At 62.3% G+C, this 20153-nt stretch carries 19 protein-coding genes; 5 read left to right on the top strand and 14 right to left on the bottom strand.

Translation table 11 applies throughout. The features are described from left to right. The first annotated feature begins 41 nt into the window (after positions 1-41). Positions 42-2216, top strand: a complete 2175-nt coding sequence (locus C1J04_RS06870; RefSeq protein ID WP_037954292.1) for an RNA degradosome polyphosphate kinase — start codon at positions 42-44, stop codon at positions 2214-2216. 179 nt (positions 2217-2395) lie between these two features. Then, positions 2396-3970, top strand: a complete 1575-nt coding sequence (ppx, locus tag C1J04_RS06865) for an exopolyphosphatase (RefSeq protein WP_037954289.1) — start codon at positions 2396-2398, stop codon at positions 3968-3970. Between the two features lie 6 nt (positions 3971-3976). On the opposite strand, the gene C1J04_RS06860 is transcribed toward ppx, so the two are convergent. The 7 genes from C1J04_RS06860 to C1J04_RS06830 all read right to left on the bottom strand — a co-directional run bounded on the left by C1J04_RS06860 (position 3977) and on the right by C1J04_RS06830 (position 10364). Beyond that, a complete protein-coding gene (locus C1J04_RS06860) occupies positions 3977-4396 on the bottom strand; it encodes a hypothetical protein (protein ID WP_009826515.1) in 420 nt (139 codons plus the stop codon). Positions 4397-4438: 42 nt separating this feature from the next. Further along, positions 4439-5464: an endonuclease/exonuclease/phosphatase family protein gene (locus C1J04_RS06855; protein WP_009826514.1), complete on the bottom strand. Its 1026-nt coding sequence runs from the start codon at positions 5462-5464 to the stop codon at positions 4439-4441. Next, positions 5464-6144, bottom strand: a complete 681-nt coding sequence (locus tag C1J04_RS06850; protein WP_037944973.1) for a molecular chaperone DjiA — start codon at positions 6142-6144, stop codon at positions 5464-5466. The genes C1J04_RS06855 and C1J04_RS06850 overlap by 1 nt, the downstream gene beginning before the upstream one ends. A gap of 32 nt (positions 6145-6176) precedes the next feature. Continuing rightward, positions 6177-6662 (bottom strand): GNAT family N-acetyltransferase, encoded by a 486-nt coding sequence (locus tag C1J04_RS06845; protein WP_009826513.1) that lies wholly within the window; start codon positions 6660-6662, stop codon positions 6177-6179. Further along, on the bottom strand, positions 6659-7273 hold the full coding sequence (locus C1J04_RS06840) for a VOC family protein (protein WP_009826512.1): 615 nt from the start codon (positions 7271-7273) through the stop codon (positions 6659-6661). Before C1J04_RS06840 ends, C1J04_RS06845 begins: the two co-directional genes overlap by 4 nt. A gap of 69 nt (positions 7274-7342) precedes the next feature. Beyond that, positions 7343-9472 carry a methylmalonyl-CoA mutase gene (gene scpA / locus C1J04_RS06835; RefSeq protein WP_009826511.1) on the bottom strand — a complete coding sequence of 710 codons (2130 nt, stop codon included), beginning with the start codon at positions 9470-9472 and terminating at the stop codon, positions 7343-7345. After that, positions 9435-10364, bottom strand: a complete 930-nt coding sequence (locus C1J04_RS06830; RefSeq protein WP_037954644.1) for a hypothetical protein — start codon at positions 10362-10364, stop codon at positions 9435-9437. Before C1J04_RS06830 ends, scpA begins: the two co-directional genes overlap by 38 nt. A gap of 168 nt (positions 10365-10532) precedes the next feature. Between C1J04_RS06830 and C1J04_RS06825 the strand changes: the two genes are divergently transcribed. Continuing rightward, complete coding sequence (locus tag C1J04_RS06825) at positions 10533-10994, top strand: DUF4174 domain-containing protein (protein WP_037954287.1); 462 nt, start codon at positions 10533-10535, stop codon at positions 10992-10994. Between the two features lie 94 nt (positions 10995-11088). On the opposite strand, the gene C1J04_RS06820 is transcribed toward C1J04_RS06825, so the two are convergent. From C1J04_RS06820 to C1J04_RS06800, 6 genes are all read right to left on the bottom strand, one after another. Then, positions 11089-13134 carry an acetyl-CoA carboxylase biotin carboxylase subunit gene (locus C1J04_RS06820; protein WP_009826508.1) on the bottom strand — a complete coding sequence of 682 codons (2046 nt, stop codon included), beginning with the start codon at positions 13132-13134 and terminating at the stop codon, positions 11089-11091. 116 nt (positions 13135-13250) lie between these two features. Further along, complete coding sequence (locus C1J04_RS19550; protein WP_009826507.1) at positions 13251-13457, bottom strand: hypothetical protein; 207 nt, start codon at positions 13455-13457, stop codon at positions 13251-13253. A gap of 184 nt (positions 13458-13641) precedes the next feature. After that, a complete protein-coding gene (locus C1J04_RS06810; protein ID WP_005852325.1) occupies positions 13642-13989 on the bottom strand; it encodes a hypothetical protein in 348 nt (115 codons plus the stop codon). Between the two features lie 99 nt (positions 13990-14088). Next, the gene (locus C1J04_RS19435; protein WP_005852323.1) at positions 14089-14232 is read right to left on the bottom strand and encodes a hypothetical protein; all 144 of its coding nucleotides are present in this window, start codon (positions 14230-14232) and stop codon (positions 14089-14091) included. Between the two features lie 214 nt (positions 14233-14446). Next, on the bottom strand, positions 14447-14899 hold the full coding sequence (locus tag C1J04_RS06805; protein WP_083779636.1) for a DUF6497 family protein: 453 nt from the start codon (positions 14897-14899) through the stop codon (positions 14447-14449). Positions 14900-14961: 62 nt separating this feature from the next. After that, a complete protein-coding gene (locus C1J04_RS06800; RefSeq protein ID WP_005852320.1) occupies positions 14962-16494 on the bottom strand; it encodes an acyl-CoA carboxylase subunit beta in 1533 nt (510 codons plus the stop codon). A 178-nt stretch (positions 16495-16672) separates the two neighbouring features. On the opposite strand from C1J04_RS06800, the gene C1J04_RS06795 reads away from it, so the two are divergent. Both C1J04_RS06795 and C1J04_RS06790 read left to right on the top strand, forming a co-directional pair. Beyond that, positions 16673-17890: a multidrug effflux MFS transporter gene (locus C1J04_RS06795; RefSeq protein ID WP_009826504.1), complete on the top strand. Its 1218-nt coding sequence runs from the start codon at positions 16673-16675 to the stop codon at positions 17888-17890. 71 nt (positions 17891-17961) lie between these two features. Further along, positions 17962-19362, top strand: coding sequence for a helix-turn-helix domain-containing protein (locus C1J04_RS06790; protein WP_009826503.1), 1401 nt, complete (start codon positions 17962-17964; stop codon positions 19360-19362). A 4-nt stretch (positions 19363-19366) separates the two neighbouring features. On the opposite strand, the gene C1J04_RS06785 is transcribed toward C1J04_RS06790, so the two are convergent. Further along, positions 19367-20053 carry a thermonuclease family protein gene (locus C1J04_RS06785; RefSeq protein WP_114865318.1) on the bottom strand — a complete coding sequence of 229 codons (687 nt, stop codon included), beginning with the start codon at positions 20051-20053 and terminating at the stop codon, positions 19367-19369. Positions 20054-20153 lie beyond the last annotated feature (100 nt).

Genomic DNA, 20153 nt, shown 5'->3' with positions numbered 1-20153 from the left:
TTCGTCACAAACCCATTACAATGCAACGCCATAAGGCCGTCATGACAAACGCTGACTTTCTCGAATCCGCCTTCGTTCCGCCGCAGGATATGCCCGAACTGGACATCACCGGCCCCGGTCGTTTCTATAACCGCGAGCTCAGCTGGCTCGGGTTCAACTGGCGTGTTCTCGAAGAGGCCAAGAACCCCCGCGTGCCGCTGCTGGAACGCCTGCGCTTCCTGTCGATCTCGGCAGGCAACCTCGACGAATTCTATACCGTGCGTGTCGCGGGGCTGCGCGAGCTGGCTCAGGCGGGCAACACCACCCCCGCCAGCGACGGGCTGACCCCTGCCCAGCAACTGGTGCTGATCAACGAAGACGCGCGCAAGCTGATGACCGAACAACAGCGCGTGCTGGTCGATCTGATGTCAGAGATGGACGACCAGAACATCATGCTCGAACGCGCCGCTGATCTGGACGCGGCCGATCTGGCCTATCTTGACGATGTATTCCTGCACCGCGTTTTTGCGGTTCTGACCCCGCTGGCGATTGATCCCGCGCACCCCTTCCCCTTCATCCCCAACACCGGTTACGCGCTGGCGCTGCAACTGGAACGCACCAGCGACAAACGCCCCCTTCAGGCGCTGCTGCCGATCCCGGCGCAGATCGACCGTTTCGTCGCCCTGCCCGCCGCCGAAGGCTCGCTGCGGTTCCTGCCGCTCGAAGATCTGCTGGTGCTCAAGGTGCCGGGGCTGTTTCCGGGCTACAAGCTCAAGGCGCATTTCGAATTCCGCGTGCTGCGTGACAGCGACCTTGAGGTCGAGGAAGAGGCCGAAGACCTGGTGCGCGAATTCGAGGTCGCCCTGAAACGCCGCCGCCGCGGCGAGGTCGTGCGCCTGACCCATTCCGCCGGTGCCCCCGAAAAGCTGAAATCCGTGGTTATGGCCGAACTGGGCGTGCGCCCGCAGGATGTGATCGAACTGGACGGGATGATCGGCATCAACGACCTGTCCGAACTGGTGACCGATAGCCGCCCCGATCTGCTCTGGCCGCAATTCACCCCGCGCATCCCCGAACGCGTGACCGACCACGAAGGCGATATGTTTGCCGCGATCCGGTCCAAGGACATGCTGCTGCACCACCCCTACGAGACCTTCGATATGGTGGTCCGCTTTCTGGCACAGGCCGCGCGCGATCCCGATGTGGTGGCGATCAAACAGACGCTTTACCGCACCTCGCGCGACAGCCCCATTGTCGAGGCGCTGTGCGAAGCCGCCGAAGACGGGAAATCCGTCACCGCGCTGGTCGAGCTCAAGGCGCGTTTCGACGAGGCTGCCAACATCCGCCAGTCGCGCCGGCTGGAACGCGCGGGCGCACATGTCGTCTATGGGTTTCTCGACCTCAAGACTCACGCCAAGATCTCGACCGTGGTGCGCCGCGAGGGCGATCAACTGGTCACCTATACCCATTATGGCACGGGCAACTATCACCCGATCACCGCACGGATCTATACCGATCTGTCGCTGTTCACCTGTGACCAGAAGCTGGGCCGCGACGCGACCAAAGTGTTCAACTACCTGTCGGGCTACGCGCAACCCGACACGCTGGACAACCTCGCCATCTCGCCCATCTCGTTGAAGCCGCGCCTGCTGGCGATGATCGCCGCCGAGGCCGACCATGCCGCCGCTGGCAAACCGGCAGAGATCTGGGCCAAGATGAACTCCATCGTGGATGCGGATGTGATCGACGCGCTTTACGCCGCGAGCCAGGCAGGGGTGAAGATCAGCCTGGTGATCCGCGGCATCTGCGGGTTGCGCCCCGGCATCAAGGGGCTGTCCGAAAACATCCGCGTGAAATCCATCGTCGGGCGCTTTCTGGAGCATTCACGCATCGTCTGCTTTGGCAATGGCTACGGGCTGCCGCATAAGAAATCGCGGGTCTTCATGTCCTCCGCCGACTGGATGGGCCGCAACCTGACCCGCCGCGTCGAAACCCTGGTCGAGATCGAGAACCCCACCGTCAAGGCGCAGATCACCAGTCAGGTCATGGCCGCCAATCTTGCGGATGTGGCGCAAAGCTGGGTCATGTCCCCCGATGGCAGCTTTGCCCGCCCCGAGATTGCAGAAGGCACCTTCGCCTTCAACTGCCACCGCTTCTTCATGGAGAACCCCTCTCTCTCCGGGCGTGGCACGGCGGGCGCATCCGACGTCCCGAAACTGACCCATACCGAAGACTAACCGCTTCATTTTGCCTGTAAACTCTCGCCGAAGGCGCATCTGTCCGCTTGCGTTCCCGCTGGCGTTTATATCCCCCCATCGCGGCGGAGTTTTTCACGTGCCCGTTTGCGTTAACGATTGACGCGGCGGGCCGGCTGGGCCAACTTGCCCCCCAAACAAAGGCCCCCGCAGGAGCGTCCGTGGCAGATAAAACCGACACCCCTCCGCCCTCTCCCGTCCCCGAAACGGGCGTCGCTGATCTGGGCCTGTTCGGCAAACCCCTGTTCCAAGACCCATCGGCCCGTGCGCTGGCGCGTGTGGGCGTGGTCGATGTGGGGTCGAACTCTGTCCGGTTGGTGGTGTTTGACGGGGCCGCGCGGTCGCCTGCCTATTTCTACAACGAAAAAATCATGTGCGCCCTTGGGGCAGGCATGGCCGAAACAGGCCATCTATCGCCCGAGGGCCGGGTCCGCGCCCTCTCTGCCATGCGCCGCTTCAGCAAGCTGGCACAGGGCATGGGCCTGTCCGAGCTGACCGTCGTCGCCACCGCCGCCGTGCGCGACGCCAGCGACGGGCGTGATTTCTGCGACGAGGTGCAGCGCGAGACGGGCCTGAAGATCTGGGTCATCGACGGCGAGGAAGAGGCGCGGCTGTCAGCGCAGGGTGTTTTGCTGGGCTGGCCCGGTGCCTTTGGTCTGGTCTGCGACATCGGCGGGTCGTCGATGGAACTGGCGGAAATCTCGGGCGGGCGCGTGGGCAAACGGGTGACCTCGGCGCTTGGGCCGCTGAAACTGCGCGACATCAAGGGCGGTGCCAAGGCACGGCAGGCGCAGATCAAGACGGTGATCGAAGGGCTGGCCGAAAAGATGGGCGCACAGCGCGACCGTCTGTTTCTGGTGGGCGGCTCGTGGCGTGCCATCGCGCGCATCGACATGGTGCGCCGCGGCTACCCGCTGCACGTGCTGCATGAATACCGGATGACCCCGAAATCCGTCCGCGAGACGGTGAAACACATCCAGACCAGCGACCATGAAGAACTGCGCAAGATCAGCGGCGTCTCCTCCAGCCGGATGGCGTTGGTGCCCTTTGCCGCCGAAGTGCTGTCGCGGCTGGTCAAGACCTTCAAACCAAAGGATATCGCGATCTCCAGCTACGGGATCCGCGAGGGGATGCTGTATGAACAGATGCCCCAACGCCTGCGCGACCGCGACCCGCTGATCGAGGCCTGCCGCTTTGCCGAAGCCAAGGACGCGCGCACGCCGGGGTTCGGCAAGGCGCTGTTCGACTTTATCCTGCCGCTCTATAAATCCGCACCGCCGCAACGCAAACGGCTGGTGAAGGCCGCCTGCCTGCTGCACGACGTCAGCTGGCGCGCGCATCCCGACTACCGCGCCGAGGTCTGTTTTGACAACGCAACACGGGCGAATCTGGGCGGGCTGAAGCATTCAGAACGGATCTATCTGGGGCTGGCGCTGCTGCACCGCTATTCCAACAAACGCGAGAATACCCGTTTCGAAGACCTCTATGAAATGGTCGATGAAAAGACCCGGCTAGAGGCCGAGATTCTGGGCAAGGCCATGCGCTTTGGCGCGATGCTGTGGATGAACCCCGAGGAAGAGCGCGGCCATCTGCGCTGGTTCCCCAAGAAAAAGCTGCTGGAGCTGTGGCTGACCGACGACATGATGCCCCTGTTCGGAGAGGTCGCCGAAGCGCGGCTGAATTCCCTCGCCCTGTCCCTGGGGGCCGAGGTCCAGCTTAAGACCTGCAAGAAATAGCCTGTCTTACAGGTCGATCTGCGGCACCTCGTCCAGATAGATCGCGGGCGGGGGCGGCGTTTCCTCAGGTGTCTTGTCTTCGGGCATGTCATCTTCCGGCGCGGGGTCTGGCTTGCGGCGGATCACGATATCGCCGTTGGGCATCTTTTGGGGCGGCTCATAGACGCTCCAATCCTCGACCTCTTCCAGCAGATCGGTAAAGGCGGGCCCCATCTCGGAAATGAAATTCCGCAACGCGGGGCTGGCCTTGCGCCCCCACTCGCCCAGTCCTTCCAACGCGGGGGCCATCTCTTTCTTCATACCGTCAAAGAAATCCCGCGCCCCGCGTTCCATCAAGGAAAAGCCGGAGCCGTCGTTTTCCTGCTCCTGCGCCACGGCGACACTGGACAGGCAGATCAGGGTGGTGGTCAAAAGAAACTGTCTCATGCGGCGAAGACTGCCCTATTTCATCTTGTGATGAAAGCGGGATCAAAGGCGCGTCGACAGGTCCAGATCAATCGTCACCGGAAAGTGATCCGACGCCGTGATCAAGGCGTCGCGCAAGGTGGCATCCCCCCAGCATTCGGGGTCGTCCAACGGGTGCCAGATGCGCCACTGCGGCCGATGCGCGGTCAGGGCAGGGCTGATCATGATGTAATCCAGCAGCGCCTGCAGATAGCGTTTTTCGGGCGCGATCCAGAAGCGTGACGTGGTGGGCATCGCCCCGATCCGCTGGCCCAAGGCGCGGGTCGCATGGGGATCGACGAGCGCGCGATCCTGCCGGTGGCCCATCACAATCTCGACCGAGGACCGCCCGAAAAGATCCTCGAAACTGTCCAGGCCCGGCCCGTCGTTCAGATCGCCCAAGACCATCAGCGGCGTACCATCGTCCAGCCGCGCATCGATCCGCCGACGCAACCAGATCGCCTGCGCCAGCTGCTTGCGCCGATTGGCGATCCCTATGCGCAGCGCATCCTGCGGCGTCTTGGCCCCATGGGGGGCCTTGGATTTCAGATGCGCGCCGATCATGTGAAATGCCACCCCTTCGCGGGTGACGATATCCAGCTCGAGCGGCGGTTTGGAAAAGACGACATGATCCTCGCGCGCGTCGATATCCAGATCAATGTCCAACGTCCCGTCAAAGCGCGGCGCATCCCCCTGCCCGACCGCACCACCGGGCGCATGGGTGGCCGACAGCCGGTCGGGATCGAACAACAGCGCGATTTCCTGCTGCGTGTCATTGGCAAAGCCGATCACCGCCTTGCGGGTGCGCAGATCGAAATGCGCGGCAAAGCGTTCCAATGCGGCCACCGTGCCGCGTTTGCGGCTTTGGTCAGGGGCCTCGATCACCATCACAGCATCGGCATCCATCGCGCGAAACACAGTGCCTAAAGCCTGCGCCTGCTGCGCACGGGTGATATTGTGGCGCGCCGACCAGCCGTCATCCAGCAACAGTTGGTCCTCATCGTCGAACAGACCGGTGAACCATTCGACGTTATAGGTCGCGATCCGCATTACTGCGCCTTGCCTGACCAGGTCTCCCACGCGCGGTTGATGTCGATCATGCGTTTTTCGGCCATGGCGATGGCCTCTTGCGGCAGGCCGCGGGCGACCAGAGCATCGGGGTGATTGGCCCGCACCAGCTTGCGCCAGGCCGCGCGCCCCTCTTCAAGCGAGGCATCGGGCGGAATGCCCAGAACCGCATGGGGCAACGGCGAGGTATCGGGCACGAACCGCGCCCGAAGCGAGGCAAAATCGCTGTCATCCATCGCGAAGATCTGCGCGACCCGCACCAGAAACGCATCCTCGTTCGGGTGGTACATGCCGTCGGCCATGGCGATGTGGAACAACCCTTCGATCAGGTCATGCAACGTCTCTGGCTGGTCCGCAAACATCTGCGCAATGCGCGCGGCGTAATCCTCGAACCCGGCCACATCGTGCCGTGCCAGATTGAACACCCGCGCCGCCCCCTGCTGGTCGGCCTCGGCAATCTGGAACACTTCGCGAAAGGCGGTAACCTCGTCGCGGGTCACCTGCCCGTCGGCCTTGGCCATCTTGGCCCCAAGCGCGATCACCGCAATGGTAAAGGCCACCGACCGCTCTGGCGGGGTGCGCAGACGGTCGAAAACAGCCGACAGCCCCTCACCGGCGGTGAGCGCTGACAAAGCTTCGGTGATGCGAGACCAAATAGACATGACGCCCACCATACGGGGCAGCGCCGGGGAAGTCAGCGGGGCGTCAGCATTTTCTGCATCAAAATTAGGTCAAGCTGCTGCCCGTTCTTCTGCCCGATGCGCGGCATCCTGCCCACGTGGTCAAACCCGAGCGCTGCATGAAAGCCGACGGCACCCGGATTGGCCCCGCTGATCGCCGCCACCATGACGCGCCGCCCCTGTGCGACGGCCGCATCACAGGCGGTTTGCATCAAGGCACGGCCGGCACCCGCGCCCTGTGCTGCGGCATCCAGCACGATCGAATGCTCCACCGCATCGCGATACCCCACCCCGCTGCGAAAGGCCCCGTAGGTGATGAAACCGGCGACACCCTCCGCGTCGGCCACCCAGAACTGCCCCGCGCGACCGGCGATCAGCGCCTCGACCTCTGCACCGGTCTTGGGCTGCGACGTGAAGGTGAACAGCGTTTGCGTGATCATCACATTCCACAGGGCCGCCACCACACCGGCGTCACTGCCCTTTGCAGGCCGGATGATCATGCCAGTACAGCGCGGCCCGCAGGCGTATCAAAACGGGCAGACAGCGCCGGTGTCCCGACCTCGAACACCACGCGCGCATCGGTGAAGATCGGGGCAAGCGTTGCCGCCAACGTCTCTGCCTGCGGGTGCTGGACCGTCAATGTCAGCAGACGACAGCCAGAGGCATCAAGCCGCTGGGTCGGATGGGCCTCGCCTTCCCATTGCATCAAGGCAGGGGCGCAATTGTCATAGGGCAGCATACCGGTTTCCGGCACCGCCATACGCCAGCGCAGATCCCCGCGCTGCAACGCCACCGGCGCGCCATAACCTTCGGGCAAGGCTTCCAGCGCCGCCTCAAGATCATCGCAGCGGCAAATCCAGTTGGACAGCCGCGCCGGGCCGTTGAACCGGTCCAGATCAAACCAGCGCGCATAGGCAGGCGCAGGCGCGTCGGGGTCTACGGCAATCGCCTCCAGATACAGCGCATCCGCAAGTCCCAGCAGATGGTTATGCGTGCCAAACACCGCATGTGCGCCGCCCGGTTGCAACGGCACCCCAAGCACCTGTGCGGCCATGTCGGACGCGGCTTTCAGGCTCTCGCCCGCGACGGCAAGATGGTCCAGTTCGATCATTGGTCCTGCTTCCAAATGGTTCAAATCCTCGGGGGAGTGTGAGGGGGCAGACAGCCCCCTCGCGCCCGTTTAGCTGCGTGCGGCACGGATCAGTTTCAGGATATCCTGCGCGGCATTGGGGATATTTGTCCCCGGCCCGAAGATCGCCTTGACCCCCGCATCCTTGAGGAACTTGTAATCCTGCTGCGGAATGACGCCGCCGCAGATGACCAGAATATCCTCGGCCCCTTGATCCTTCAGCGCCTTGATCAGCTGTGGGGCGAGCGTTTTGTGACCCGCGGCCTGGGACGAGATGCCGATGACATGCACGTCGTTGTCCACGGCGTCCTGCGCGGCCTCGGCGGGGGTCTGGAACAGCGGCCCCACATCCACGTCGAACCCGATATCGGCAAAGGCGGTCGCAATGACCTTGGCTCCGCGGTCGTGCCCGTCCTGACCCATCTTGACCACCAGCATACGCGGACGGCGGCCTTCGGCTTCGGCAAAATCCTCGACCGACTTCTGGATTTCCGCAAAGCCGCTGTCGCCCTCATAGGCCGCGCCATAGACGCCGGCCAATGTCTTGACCTCGGCGCGGTGACGTCCGAATTTTTCTTCCATCGCCATGCTGATCTCCCCTACGGTGGCGCGGGCGCGGGCGGCTTCGACCGCCCCTTCCAACAGGTTTCCGCCCTCTGCGGCGCGGCGGGTCAGCTCGGCCAGGGCGGCTTTGCAGGCGTCTTCGTCACGCGCGCCACGGATCGCTTCGAGACGCTTGATCTGGCTGTCGCGCACCTTGACGTTATCGACATCCAGAATGTCGATCTCGTCCTCGACCTCGCGGCGGTATTTGTTGACCCCGACGATCACCTCGGTGCCGCGGTCGATCTTGGCCTGACGCGTGGCGGCGGCTTCTTCGATGCGCAGTTTCGGCATGCCCGAGGCGACGGCCTTGGTCATCCCGCCCAGCTCTTCCACCTCTTCGATCAGCTTCCATGCGGCGTCTGCCAGATCGGCGGTCAGCTTCTCGACATAGTAGCTGCCGGCCAGCGGGTCGACGACATTGGTAACGCCGGTTTCTTCTTGCAAAATCAACTGCGTATTACGCGCAATGCGCGAGGAGAAATCGGTGGGCAGGGCAATCGCCTCGTCCAGGGCGTTGGTGTGCAGCGACTGCGTGCCGCCCAGAACCGCGCTCATCGCCTCGTAGGCGGTGCGGATCACGTTGTTATAGGGGTCTTGTTCCTGAAGGCTCACGCCGGAGGTCTGGCAGTGGGTCCGCAGCATCGAGGATTTGGGGTTCTTCGGTTTGAATTCATCCATGATCCGCGACCACAGCAGACGCGCCGCGCGCAGTTTCGCGGCCTCCATAAAGAAGTTCATGCCGATGCAGAAGAAGAAGCTCAACCGGGGTGCAAACCGGTCCACATCCATACCCGCCGCAATCGCCGTGCGCACATATTCGCGGCCATCGGCAAGGGTAAAGGCCAGTTCCTGCACAAGGTTCGCCCCCGCCTCTTGCATGTGGTAGCCCGAGATCGAGATGGAGTTGAATTTCGGCATGTGGTCCGAGGTATATTCGATGATATCCCCGATGATCCGCATCGAGGGCTCGGGCGGATAGATATAGGTGTTGCGGACCATGAACTCTTTCAGAATGTCGTTCTGAATGGTGCCCGAGAGCACGGATTTATCATGCCCCTGCTCTTCGCCCGCGACGATGAAATTCGCCAAGATCGGGATCACCGCGCCGTTCATCGTCATGGAGACCGATACTTTGTCGAGCGGGATACCGTCGAACAGGATCTTCATATCCTCGACGCTGTCGATGGCCACGCCCGCCTTGCCGACGTCGCCCTCTACACGCGGGTGGTCGCTGTCATAGCCGCGGTGGGTGGCCAGATCGAAGGCCACCGACACCCCCTGCTGCCCCGCCGCAAGGGCGCGGCGGTAAAAGGCGTTCGATTCCTCTGCCGTAGAGAAACCCGCATATTGGCGGATCGTCCACGGGCGGCCGGCATACATGGTCGCCTTCACCCCACGGGTAAAGGGTGCCTCGCCGGGGATGCCGCCCAGATGGTCAAGCCCTTCGGTGTCTTCCGCGGTATAAAGCGGTTTGACATCAATGCCTTCCAGCGTGTGCCACGTCAGATCATCGAGGCTACGCCCGCGCAGCTCCGCCTCAGCCAGATTGCGCCAGTTTTCTTTGTCCGCTGTCATGGTGGTGTCCTTTTCTTCTATCGCCGTCTGGCCAGCTTGTGCCGGCTCTTGGGGCGGTTGAGGTCTCTGTCAGGGTGGCAAGACCATCCGCACCGGCTGTCAGCCAGAACAGATCGTCCGCATAGGTTTCACGCAAGGCCGCGGCCTGCGCGTCGCTAAAGGGGTGCCAGTTGCCCAGCCCGTCGCTGCGCAGCCCTGCCGCGGCAGGGCCCATCTGCGCACGCAGGCTGGCCTCGTCCGGGCGGCGGTTCAGCCAATAGCCTTGGGTGGTGGCGGGGGCGGCACGGCCGGTGAGCTGCGTGAACAGCGCATCGGGGCGGCCAGCGTAATCGTCATAGCGGGCGATGCTGATCTTCGCCTCGGGCAAGGCGCAGGCAAGATCGGTGATGACATCGCGCCAGCCGCGCCGGTCATGGGCGATGCGGGCGATCTGGTCGGCGTCCGGTACGGGATGCCCGCGCCCCACGGTATAGGCCAGCGCAGAGGCCCACCAATGGTCCGTCTGCCGGATGGTCAGCACCACCTGCGTCACGCGCCCGCCAAAGCTGGCCCCGAACCGCGCCATACGTTCGCCGATGGCCGGAAACAGCCGCCCGCTGCGCACCGAATGGCGCGCCGATCCGATCATATTCTCGTCCGAGATCAGCAGCTGATCCGCCCCGAGGTCCCGCGCCTTGCCCATCAGCAGCGACACGCGCCCGTTTACCAAATTCGGCCCCGAGGCCAGCATCCCCGACGCCGGGAACAGCCCCGCAAACAGCCCGCCACGGGTCTGACGTGGCCCCCAGACGCAGGTGCCCTGCGCCGCAATGGGATCGGCGTGATCCGCCAGATAGCGTTGAAAACTGGTGGTTCCTGTACGGTGTGCACCGACGTGAAGAAGAATATCCATGATCTGCTTGCCCAATCCTTGAACGGGGGCCAGCCACTGCGGCCCACTAAGAGTTTGAGCCACAGTCATGCCCGCAAACCTGTTGCAGAGTGCTTAATATGCGCAGATGTCCGGTTGTGCATCGCAATCGCGTCGCGCAAGCTTATATCTGTACGGACAGGAGACAAAATGAAACCAGTGATAGCCCTTGTTTTTGCAGGATTGTTTGCGGTCTCGGCGGGGGCGCAAACGGCCACGGAACCCGAGGTTCCCGGCTTGTTCCTGCCCGCAGATATGGAAGATTTGAGTGAATTCCACTGGAAAAAAAGACCGGTTCTGGTCTTTGCGGACAGCGAGGATGACCCCGCCTTCCAATCCCAGATGGAGCTTTTGCGCGAGCAGCCTGAAGACCTGATCGAACGTGACGTGATCGTCCTGACCGATACCGATCCGGGCGCGCGCAGCCCGTTGCGGCTGCGGATGCGGCCGCGCGGGTTCATGTTGGTGCTGGTGGGCAAAGACGGCGGGATCAAGCTGCGCAAGCCCCGCCCCTGGGATGTGCGCGAAATCACCCGCAGCATCGACAAAATGACCATCCGGCAACGCGAAATTCGCGAAGCCAAGGAAAAGTCGGGTAAAATCTTCGATTGAACAGCCACCAGCCGCTGCAATATGGGCCGGTGCTGCGAAGGGATCCCCCGCAGCGCCGTGTTGTATCCCATGATGGCAACGGCTGGCATGGCGCTTATTCGAATTCGATGATGACATCATCCACAGCGAGGCTATCCCCCGCTGCGGCATTGACCTTGGACACTTTGCCCTTCTTCTCGGCGCGCAGGATGTTCTCCATCTTCATCGCCTCGATGGTGCAGAGGTTCTGGCCTTCCTGCACCTCGTCGCCGACCTCTACATCGATTTTCACCACCAGACCCGGCATCGGGCACAGCAGCATTTTCGATGTGTCGGGCGGCAGTTTCTCGGGCATCAGACGGGCCAGTTCGGCCTGACGCGGGTTGCGCACATGCACTTTCATATCCGCGCCACGGGCCCGCACGCGGAACCCGCCAGAGATTTTGCCGACCTTGAACACCAGCGGTGCGTCGTCGATGGTCATCTCGGCCAGTTGGTCGCCCGGTGTCCAGTCGCCCGCGACGCGCAGCGCAGTGCCGTCGTCGAAGGTCACCGTCGCGCCCTTTGGATCAGCCTGAATTTCCACATCAAACGACTGGCCTTGCAGCGCGACGTTCCAGGCGGTGCCGACCTTGCGTTCGTGGTTGTCCATGCGGCCCGACACGCGAGTCCGGCGGATCTCTCCGACGCGGTGCATGGCTGCCGTGGCCGCCGCGATCCGACGCAGTTCCGCCTCAGGCAGCTCTACCCCGTCAAAGCCGTCGGGGTATTGTTCGGCGATAAAGGCGGTGGTCATGTTGCCTTCGACAAAGATCGGGTGATCCATCACGGCAGAGAGGAACGGCAGGTTGTGCCCGATGCCTTCGACCTCGAAGCTATCCAGCGCCACGCGCATGCGTTCAATCGCCTCGGCGCGGGTCGGTGCCCATGTACACAGCTTGGCGATCATCGGGTCGTAATACATCGAGATCTCGCCGCCCTCGTAGACGCCGGTATCGTTACGCACAGCCGTGTCACCCGCAGGCGCATCGCCCTGCCATTTGTCGTTGGTCAGCAAGGGGCCCGCCGCGATCTCCATCGGAGGGCGGTAGCGCGTGAGACGCCCGATGGAGGGCAGGAAGCCGCGGTATGGATCTTCGGCATAGAGCCGGTTTTCGATCGCCCAACCGGTCAGTTTCACGTCGTCCTGGGTGATGGTCAGCTTTTCGCCATTGGCGACGCGGATCATCTGTTCGACCAGATCGACACCGGTGATCAGCTCGGTCACGGGGTGTTCCACCTGAAGACGGGTGTTCATTTCAAGGAAGTAGAAGTTCTTGTCGCCGTCCACGATGAATTCGACCGTACCGGCAGAGGTATAGCCAACGGCCTGCGCCAAGGCGACGGATTGCTCGCCCATTGCTTTGCGGGTGGCTTCGTCAAGGAAAGGCGACGGGGCCTCCTCCACGACCTTCTGGTTGCGGCGCTGGATCGAACATTCGCGTTCGCCCAGATAGATACCATTGCCGTGGGCGTCGCAAAGCACCTGAATTTCGATGTGGCGCGGCTGGGTGACGAATTTCTCGATAAAGATACGGTCATCGCCAAAGCTGTTGGCGGCCTCGTTCTTGGACGACTGGAACCCCTCGCGGGCCTCTTCGTCGTTCCATGCGATACGCATCCCCTTGCCGCCGCCACCGGCAGAGGCCTTCAGCATCACCGGATAGCCGATTTCGTTCGAGATCTTCACCGCCTCGTCCGCGTCTTCGATCAGCCCCATGTAGCCGGGGACCGTGGAAACACCGGCCTCCTGCGCGATTTTCTTGGAGGTGATCTTGTCGCCCATCTTCTCGATCGCGCCCTTAGGGGGGCCGACAAAGGCGACGCCAGCGGCCTCTAGTGCCTCGGCGAATTTCGCGTTCTCGGACAGGAAGCCATAGCCCGGGTGTACGGCCTGCGCGCCCGACTGCTTGATCGCGTCCATGATCTTGTCGATCACGATATACGACTGGTTCGCGGCAGGCGGGCCGATGTGGATCGCCTCATCGGCCATCTGGACGTGCAACGCCTGCGCATCAGCGTCGGAATAGACGGCGACGGTTTCGATGCCCATCTTCTTGGCGGTCTTGATAACGCGGCAGGCAATCTCGCCGCGGTTGGCGATCAGGATCTTATTGAACATCGACTGTCCCTTTTGGTCTTGAGTGAACGGAAAAACCCCGCATCAGCACGCGGCTGAGCGGGGCAAAATCTTTGGCACTACAGCTACCGCGACCCGAGGCCGCGGCAGATGTCAGATTATTGGCAGCGCACTGCGCCGGATTGGCACGCCAGTACGTTTGCGCCGGCACCGATGGCCGCGCCTTGCGCGAGGCTACCGCCTGTGACGGCTGCAGCACCGGCACCCACGACACCACCGCCGAGCGCTTGTTCGCCCAGTGTGTCACCGCATGCAGCAAGGCCAGCGGAGGCAGTAACGGCGAAAAGAATTGTTTTGATGGACATGGGATTAAACCTTTTATTGATCGTGCGTTATTCGTGATGTGATACTGATAAACGCATGGTTTCGCAGAAGGTTCCACCGCGGTTTGAATAACGGCGCGCGCCCCTGCCCCAACGGGCAAATTACCGCCCAACATGCCGTGCACGTGGCGAAAACCAGCCGAAAGGAAGGGGGCGACGCGCATGATCAATCCTCGAACGCGTCGGGGAAAGACGCCCGGGCAAGGGCTTCGTTGATGACCAGCATCGCGTCATAGTCGGCTGGGTCAAAGGGGTCGTCTACCGCGACGACCTCGCGACCAAAGAGCCACGACAAGCGGCCCGCGTCCAGATTGCCCCTTTCGAACGGCTGGTCGCCAAAGGCTTCCCACAGCGCGCGCATAAAGGCCGTGTCAACGCGACGGTCCGCCGCCTTGCGGTCGGAACGGCGTTCGCGACGGGTCAGCGGGGTGACCCCACGCGGATTGGCGCGACGGATAACGAATTGATAGTCTGATCCGGGCATACGCCCCGGAAAACCGCGATGTTTCAGCATGATACCCCCCAGACTGCGAGGGCGATGCGCGGTGCTACCCCTGCGTTACATGCCGCAGAGGGGTTGGAGACAGGCGCAAAGGCCTGTCCCCGACAAGCATTACTTGTACTTGCCTGTGTACACTGGCTCAACCGAGATGGGCTCGGGTGCGACCACGACATATTCTTCTTGCTGCTTGGGTGCGCATGCCGCAACGGCTGCGATAAGGCCGAATGCGGCCAGCATTGTGATGCTCTTGGACATCTAAGTCTCCTGTCACTGTTTAAAGGGCCCGGCACTGCCTCATGCCAATCAGACCCCGATGTTAAAGTAAGAAATACGTCGGTATTCCCCGCCGCGACATTATCGCAGTTCATTGGCGTTGCATACGGTGCGCTTTCCAATGCGGCCAGATGTGACGCCAAAGCCGCAGTTCGGCGCGCTGGTGCCGCAGCGCTCGCAAGATGTTGTGGGTGCATCAAAGGCCCTCCCAGATACAGGTGTCGTTGCTCAGGCGAAATGCCTCGAAAAACTGTGTGGCATCGGGGTCGGACACCCCGAATTCCGTGACGCGATCAGCCAAAGAGATCACGATGACCTCTCCGTCCAGCGCATGTTGCGCCATGTAGGGAATGGCCAGCGCGTCGCACAGATAGGTCATATCGGCCCCAACCTGCGCAAAGTCCACAGCGCCCGTATCGCGCGCGATATAAGGGGCAACAAAACGGAAGCGCAGCCATGTCTGCACGCCCACCTCGTCTATCAGCACCTCTTGCAATTCGATGCTTTCGTCCGACGGCACCTCAACGGGCTGCGCCGCGGCAGGGGCCGTGGCGAAAGCTGCGCAAACCGCAAGCCACTTCAGTGCCGCACCCGCTAGATGCATACCGTAGGGCAAAGACGCGGAAAGAGAGGGGTGATCGGTAACCAAAGCGGTCTCCTGCCCCTCGAGGCACCTACAAAGGCACCGCGAGGGATATGGATTAAACGACGTTAGAGCGGGATGTTGTTATGCTTTTTCCAAGGCATCGCGGCTTTCTTGTTGCGCAAAGAGGCAAAGGCGCGGGCAATCCGCTTGCGCGTGGTCCGCGGCTGGATCACCTCGTCGATAAAGCCACGCTCTGCCGCCACAAAGGGGTTCGCGAAACGCTCTTCGTAATCGGCGGTATGGCGTGCGATCTTTTCGGGGTCGTTCAGATCGGCACGGTGGATGATCTCTGTCGCGCCCTTGGCCCCCATCACGGCAATCTCGGCTGTGGGCCACGCGTAGTTGAAGTCGGACCGCAGGTGCTTGGACGCCATCACGTCATACGCGCCGCCATAGGCTTTGCGGGTGATGACCGTCACCATCGGCACCGTCGCTTCGCCATAAGCGAACAGCAGCTTGGCACCGTGTTTGATCACGCCGCCATATTCCTGCCCCGTACCGGGGAGGAAGCCGGGCACGTCCACCAGCGTCAGGATCGGAATTTCGAACGCATCGCAGAAGCGCACAAACCGCGCCGCCTTGCGCGAGCTGTCGATATCAAGGCAGCCCGCCAGCACCATCGGCTGGTTCGCGACCACACCCACGGTGCGCCCTTCGATACGGATAAAGCCGGTCAGGATGTTCTTGGCGAAGTCTTCCTGAATTTCGTAAAAGTCGCCTTCATCCGCAAGCTTGTGGATCAGCTCTTTCATGTCGTAGGGCGTGTTGGCGTTGCTGGGCACCAATGTATCAAGCGACGCCTCGATCCGGTCGGGTTCGTCAAAGAAGGGGCGCACAGGCGGCAGGTCGCGGTTGTTGGCAGGCAGGAAATCGACCAGACGACGCACCTCGGCCAGTGCTTCGACGTCATTTTCAAACGCGCCATCCGCGACGGAGGATTTGCGCGTGTGCGTCGTCGCGCCGCCCAATTCCTCTGCGGTGACCTGTTCGTTGGTCACGGTTTTCACCACGTCAGGGCCTGTCACGAACATATAGGACGTGTCTTTAACCATGAAGATAAAGTCAGTCATCGCAGGGGAATAGACCGCCCCGCCCGCACATGGCCCCATGATCACGCTGATCTGCGGGATCACACCGGAGGCCTCGATATTGCGCTGGAACACCTCGGCATAGCCCGCGAGGCTATCGACGCCCTCCTGAATACGCGCACCGCCGGAATCGTTGATCCCGATGACAGGCGCACCGTTCTGGATCGCCATATCCTGAATCTTGCAGATCTTCTGCGCGTGGGTCTGGGACAGCGATCCGCCAAAGACCGTGAAATCCTGACTGAAGACATAGACCAGACGGCCGTTGATCGTGCCCCAACCGGTGACAACGCCGTCACCTGCGGGTTTTTGCTGCTCCATCCCGAAGTCGGTGCAGCGGTGGGTGACGAACATGTCGAATTCTTCAAACGACCCATCATCAAGCAACAGGTCGATCCGCTCGCGGGCGGTCAGCTTGCCACGGGCGTGTTGCGCATCAATGCGCTTTTGCCCTCCGCCCAGTCGGGCGTCGTCGCGGCGGGTTTCAAGCTGTTCCAGAATATCTTTCATCACGCACCTCTATAAGATTTCCGCCACCGTAACGCCGCCCCCGCGCGAACCAAAGAGCATTTTTGCAAATTTGCAAAAACTATACACCCACGCATCTGCTAATTGAAAACTTGCAAATCGTTCGGTTACCGTATGGTTCTGGATAGACAAGATGCAACCGCAGGCATACTGATATGCAATGATCAAGGATAACCCCGTCCGTTTTCTGGATAAAACATCCCCCCCGCATATTTCCACGCTGATCCTTCTTTCGGGGATCGGGGCGCTGGCGATGAATATGTTCTTGCCAAGCCTTCCCGCTATGGCTGAATATTTCGACGCCGATTACTCTGTGATGCAGCTTTCCGTGCCGCTTTATCTGCTGTGTAGCGCGGTATTGCAGGTGCTGATCGGCCCGATTTCGGACAATCTGGGCCGCCGCAATGTGCTGCTATGGGGGTTGGCGATATATATGGTCGCGACGGTGGGCTGTATCTACGCCCCCACGACGGCTGTGTTCCTTGCCTTCCGCTGCGTGCAGGCCATCGTCGCCGTGTCGATGGTGCTGAGCCGCGCAGTGGTGCGCGATATGTTCGCCCAGGATAAAGCCGCCTCGATGATCGGCTATGTCACGATGGGCATGGCGCTGGTGCCCATGATCTCCCCCGCTGTGGGCGGGTTGCTGGAACAATCCTTCGGCTGGCAGGCGACCTTCTGGGCGATGTTCTGGATCGGGGCGCTGGTACTGGCGATCACATGGTTCGACCTTGGCGAGACCCACGTCGCGTCAGAGCGCACGCTGACCCAGCAATTCGCCGAATACCCCGAGCTGCTCGGCTCTCCGCGGTTCTGGGGGTACTCCATGGCGGCGGCCTGCTGCTCGGGTGCGTTCTTTGCCTACCTTGGCGGCGCGCCCTTCGTCGGCAGCGTCGTTTTCGGCATGGAACCGGCCGAGCTTGGCATCTATTTCGGCGCACCCGCCGTGGGCTATTTCCTTGGCAACTTTATCACGGCCCGCAAAGCGACTGTGGTCGGCGTCAACACGCTGGTGCTTTGGGGCTGTCTGGCCAATGCGATTGGCGGGTCGGTGTCGATGATGATCTTCCTGCTGGGTTATGGATCGCCGCTGTCGTTCTTCGGGATGATGACGCTGGTGGGCCTTGGCAACGGGCTGTGCATCCCCAACGCCACCGCGGGCCTGTTGTCGGTGCGCCCGCATCTGGCGGGCACGGCATCCGGGCTTGGCGGCGCGATCATGATTGGCGGTGGTGCGGGACTGAGCATTTTGGCCGGTGCCCTGCTGAGCGAAGAAACCGGAGCCTATCCGCTGCTCTGGATCATGCTGGCTACCGCCGTCGCGGGCGTCGCGTCGATCTTGGTCGTGATCCGCCGTGAACGGGCGCTTGGTATCGCCTGACGGGCCTTGCCGCCGTTAGTTTGCAAAGATACGGTTTGCAGAACCGGTAACTTTGCAAAGGCCCCACCCCGATGGCGATCCAAAAGCTATACGCTGGCGCAAAACTGCGCGAGCTGCGCACCAATCTGGCTCATACCCAGAAAGAATTTGCCGCGCGCCTTGGCGTATCCCTCCCGTACCTTAACCAGATGGAGAACAATAACCGACCTGTCAGCACCACGGTCGTGTTGGCACTGGCGTCTGAATTCGGGATGGATGTCACCGAACTGTCGAGCGGGGACAGCGAACGGTTGGTCAGCGACATGCGCGAAGTCCTGTCCGATCCGGTGTTCGAGGGCGATGTGCTGCCGCTGGCCGATGTACAGCTTGCGGCCTCCAACGCGCCGGGGTTGGCGCGGGCGTTCATCAAGCTGCACCAAAGCCACCGCCAGACCCAGGAACGGCTGGCCTATCTGGACGAAGCCTTGGGCCGCGAAGATGCCCGCCCCTCCCCCAGCCCGTGGGAAGAGGTGCGCGACTTCTTCCATTATTGCGACAATTATCTGGATGCCGTGGACCGCGCCGCCGAGTATTTCGCCCGCGACACCGGCACTGGCCAAAGCCTGCGCGACACCACGCTAAAGGCGCTGTCCAGCGCCGGCATCACCGTCGCCTTCGACGAGACAGATGCCCTGCGCCGCTATGATCCGGCCAGCGGCGTATTGCATGTCTCGGCCCGCGCCTCGCAGGCCACACAGACGTTCCAGATGTTGCTGCAAGTCGCCCTTGTGCGTCAGAACGACCTGCTTGAGGCAACCTTGGATTTCGCGCGTTTCAACAGCCCTGCGGCCCGTGACATCGCGAAGATGGGGCTGGCGAACTACTTTGCCGGGGCCGCCCTGATGCCCTACGCCCGGTTTCTGGAGCGCGCCCAAAGCTGCCGCCACGACCTCGAGGTGCTGGCCTCTGATTTCGGGGCGTCGATCGAACAGGTCGCGCATCGGCTGTCGACGCTGCAACGCCCCGGGTCAAAGGGGATTCCGTTCTTCTTTGTCCGGGTGGATCAGGCGGGCACGATCACCAAACGCCATTCGGCCACCCGTCTGCAATTCGCGCGGTTCGGCGGAGCCTGCCCCCTGTGGAATGTGCACAGCGCCTTTGAAACGCCGGGCCGCTTCCTGCGCCAGCTGGCCGAAACGCCGGACGGGGTACGCTATATCTCGTTGGCGCGGGACATCTCGAAGCCAGCGGGGCGGTTTGGCGCGCCCGTGCGGCGCTATGCGATTTCACTCGGGTGCGAGGTGCGCCACGCGCCCGCGCTGGTCTATGCCGACGGGATGGACACCACCCGCGCCTCGGCGTTTGAACCCATCGGCATATCTTGCCGTATTTGCGAACGTAAACATTGCCACCAGCGCTCTGTGCCGCCGCTGGAACGCCAGCTGGTGGTGGACCCGAACCTGCGCGACGTGCTGCCCTATCAGGTGGATTGACCGCTTACCGCTTGGCCGCCCGCCATCCGGCGGCACGCGCCTGCGCCGCGCTGCAGAACCAGCGTTCGCCCTTGTCGGTGCGGATCACGGTCCGATCATAGTCGTGCTGTCCGGGCACGTGAAAGATCCGCGTGCCCTTGCTGCTGACATTCCCCTTGATCACACAGCCGCCCGGCCCCGATGACGCAACGGGCTTTGGCGCTGCTTTAGAGGCTTTGCGATAGGCATCGGGGCGCTGCGTCTCATAGGCATGTACCCCCCGTCCCGCCCGCTTGGCCGCCGCTTCACGCGCGACATAGGCGCGGCTGTAGCGCGCGTAGGAAAAGGCCAGCCCCGCCGAGACCAAAGCTTCCCCCATATCCTGCCCCAAGGCGGCACAGCGCGCGACAATCCGGCCATAGCGGTCGGCATCCACCCGCTGGCAGTCGGCCCGCTGTCCGTCATAGGTGGCGCGCACCTGCGCCGTCACCCAAGCGCCGCAGTTCAACACGCGCCCATCCGAGGCACGGCAAGGCTGGTCCCCTTCGACCGCATCGATGCCGAAAAGCCGGATCCGCGTCTCACCCAATGCGATCGTATCGCCGTCGATCACCCGGATCTCGCCCGTCAGGCGCGGTTCGACCGCCGCAGCGGGTTGCGTGAAAACGGCGACCAGCGCCGCGGCGAAACATGAATGAAGGATGGTTTTCATATCCCGTTGATTGGGGCGTTTCCACGCCCCAATCAACCAGAGATATTAACTAAGGTTAACTTTCGTTAACACTTGTGGCCTCTCGACCAAGGGAGGGGCC

The sequence above is a fragment of the Sulfitobacter sp. SK025 genome (genome assembly GCF_003352105.1).
Classification (GTDB): Bacteria; Pseudomonadota; Alphaproteobacteria; order Rhodobacterales; family Rhodobacteraceae; genus Sulfitobacter; species Sulfitobacter pontiacus.
This window is presented reverse-complemented; position numbering and strand designations above follow the sequence as displayed.

What these genes read in the sequence shown, in the direction of transcription:
- C1J04_RS06795 (WP_009826504.1), top strand. Translation starts at nt 16,673, where the DNA reads ATGATCAAGGATAACCCCGTCCGTTTTCTGGATAAAACATCCCCCCCG.
- C1J04_RS06850 (WP_037944973.1), bottom strand. Translation starts at nt 6,144, where the DNA reads ATGTCTATTTGGTCTCGCATCACCGAAGCTTTGTCAGCGCTCACCGCC.
- C1J04_RS06800 (WP_005852320.1), bottom strand. Translation starts at nt 16,494, where the DNA reads ATGAAAGATATTCTGGAACAGCTTGAAACCCGCCGCGACGACGCCCGA.
- C1J04_RS06790 (WP_009826503.1), top strand. Translation starts at nt 17,962, where the DNA reads ATGGCGATCCAAAAGCTATACGCTGGCGCAAAACTGCGCGAGCTGCGC.
- scpA (WP_009826511.1), bottom strand. Translation starts at nt 9,472, where the DNA reads ATGACAGCGGACAAAGAAAACTGGCGCAATCTGGCTGAGGCGGAGCTG.
- C1J04_RS06855 (WP_009826514.1), bottom strand. Translation starts at nt 5,464, where the DNA reads ATGCGGATCGCGACCTATAACGTCGAATGGTTCACCGGTCTGTTCGAC.
- C1J04_RS06870 (WP_037954292.1), top strand. Translation starts at nt 42, where the DNA reads ATGACAAACGCTGACTTTCTCGAATCCGCCTTCGTTCCGCCGCAGGAT.
- C1J04_RS06810 (WP_005852325.1), bottom strand. Translation starts at nt 13,989, where the DNA reads ATGCTGAAACATCGCGGTTTTCCGGGGCGTATGCCCGGATCAGACTAT.
- C1J04_RS06785 (WP_114865318.1), bottom strand. Translation starts at nt 20,053, where the DNA reads ATGAAAACCATCCTTCATTCATGTTTCGCCGCGGCGCTGGTCGCCGTT.
- C1J04_RS06845 (WP_009826513.1), bottom strand. Translation starts at nt 6,662, where the DNA reads ATGATCATCCGGCCTGCAAAGGGCAGTGACGCCGGTGTGGTGGCGGCC.
- C1J04_RS06860 (WP_009826515.1), bottom strand. Translation starts at nt 4,396, where the DNA reads ATGAGACAGTTTCTTTTGACCACCACCCTGATCTGCCTGTCCAGTGTC.
- C1J04_RS06840 (WP_009826512.1), bottom strand. Translation starts at nt 7,273, where the DNA reads ATGATCGAACTGGACCATCTTGCCGTCGCGGGCGAGAGCCTGAAAGCC.
- C1J04_RS19550 (WP_009826507.1), bottom strand. Translation starts at nt 13,457, where the DNA reads ATGTCCATCAAAACAATTCTTTTCGCCGTTACTGCCTCCGCTGGCCTT.
- C1J04_RS06830 (WP_037954644.1), bottom strand. Translation starts at nt 10,364, where the DNA reads ATGGATATTCTTCTTCACGTCGGTGCACACCGTACAGGAACCACCAGT.
- C1J04_RS06820 (WP_009826508.1), bottom strand. Translation starts at nt 13,134, where the DNA reads ATGTTCAATAAGATCCTGATCGCCAACCGCGGCGAGATTGCCTGCCGC.
- C1J04_RS19435 (WP_005852323.1), bottom strand. Translation starts at nt 14,232, where the DNA reads ATGTCCAAGAGCATCACAATGCTGGCCGCATTCGGCCTTATCGCAGCC.
- C1J04_RS06825 (WP_037954287.1), top strand. Translation starts at nt 10,533, where the DNA reads ATGAAACCAGTGATAGCCCTTGTTTTTGCAGGATTGTTTGCGGTCTCG.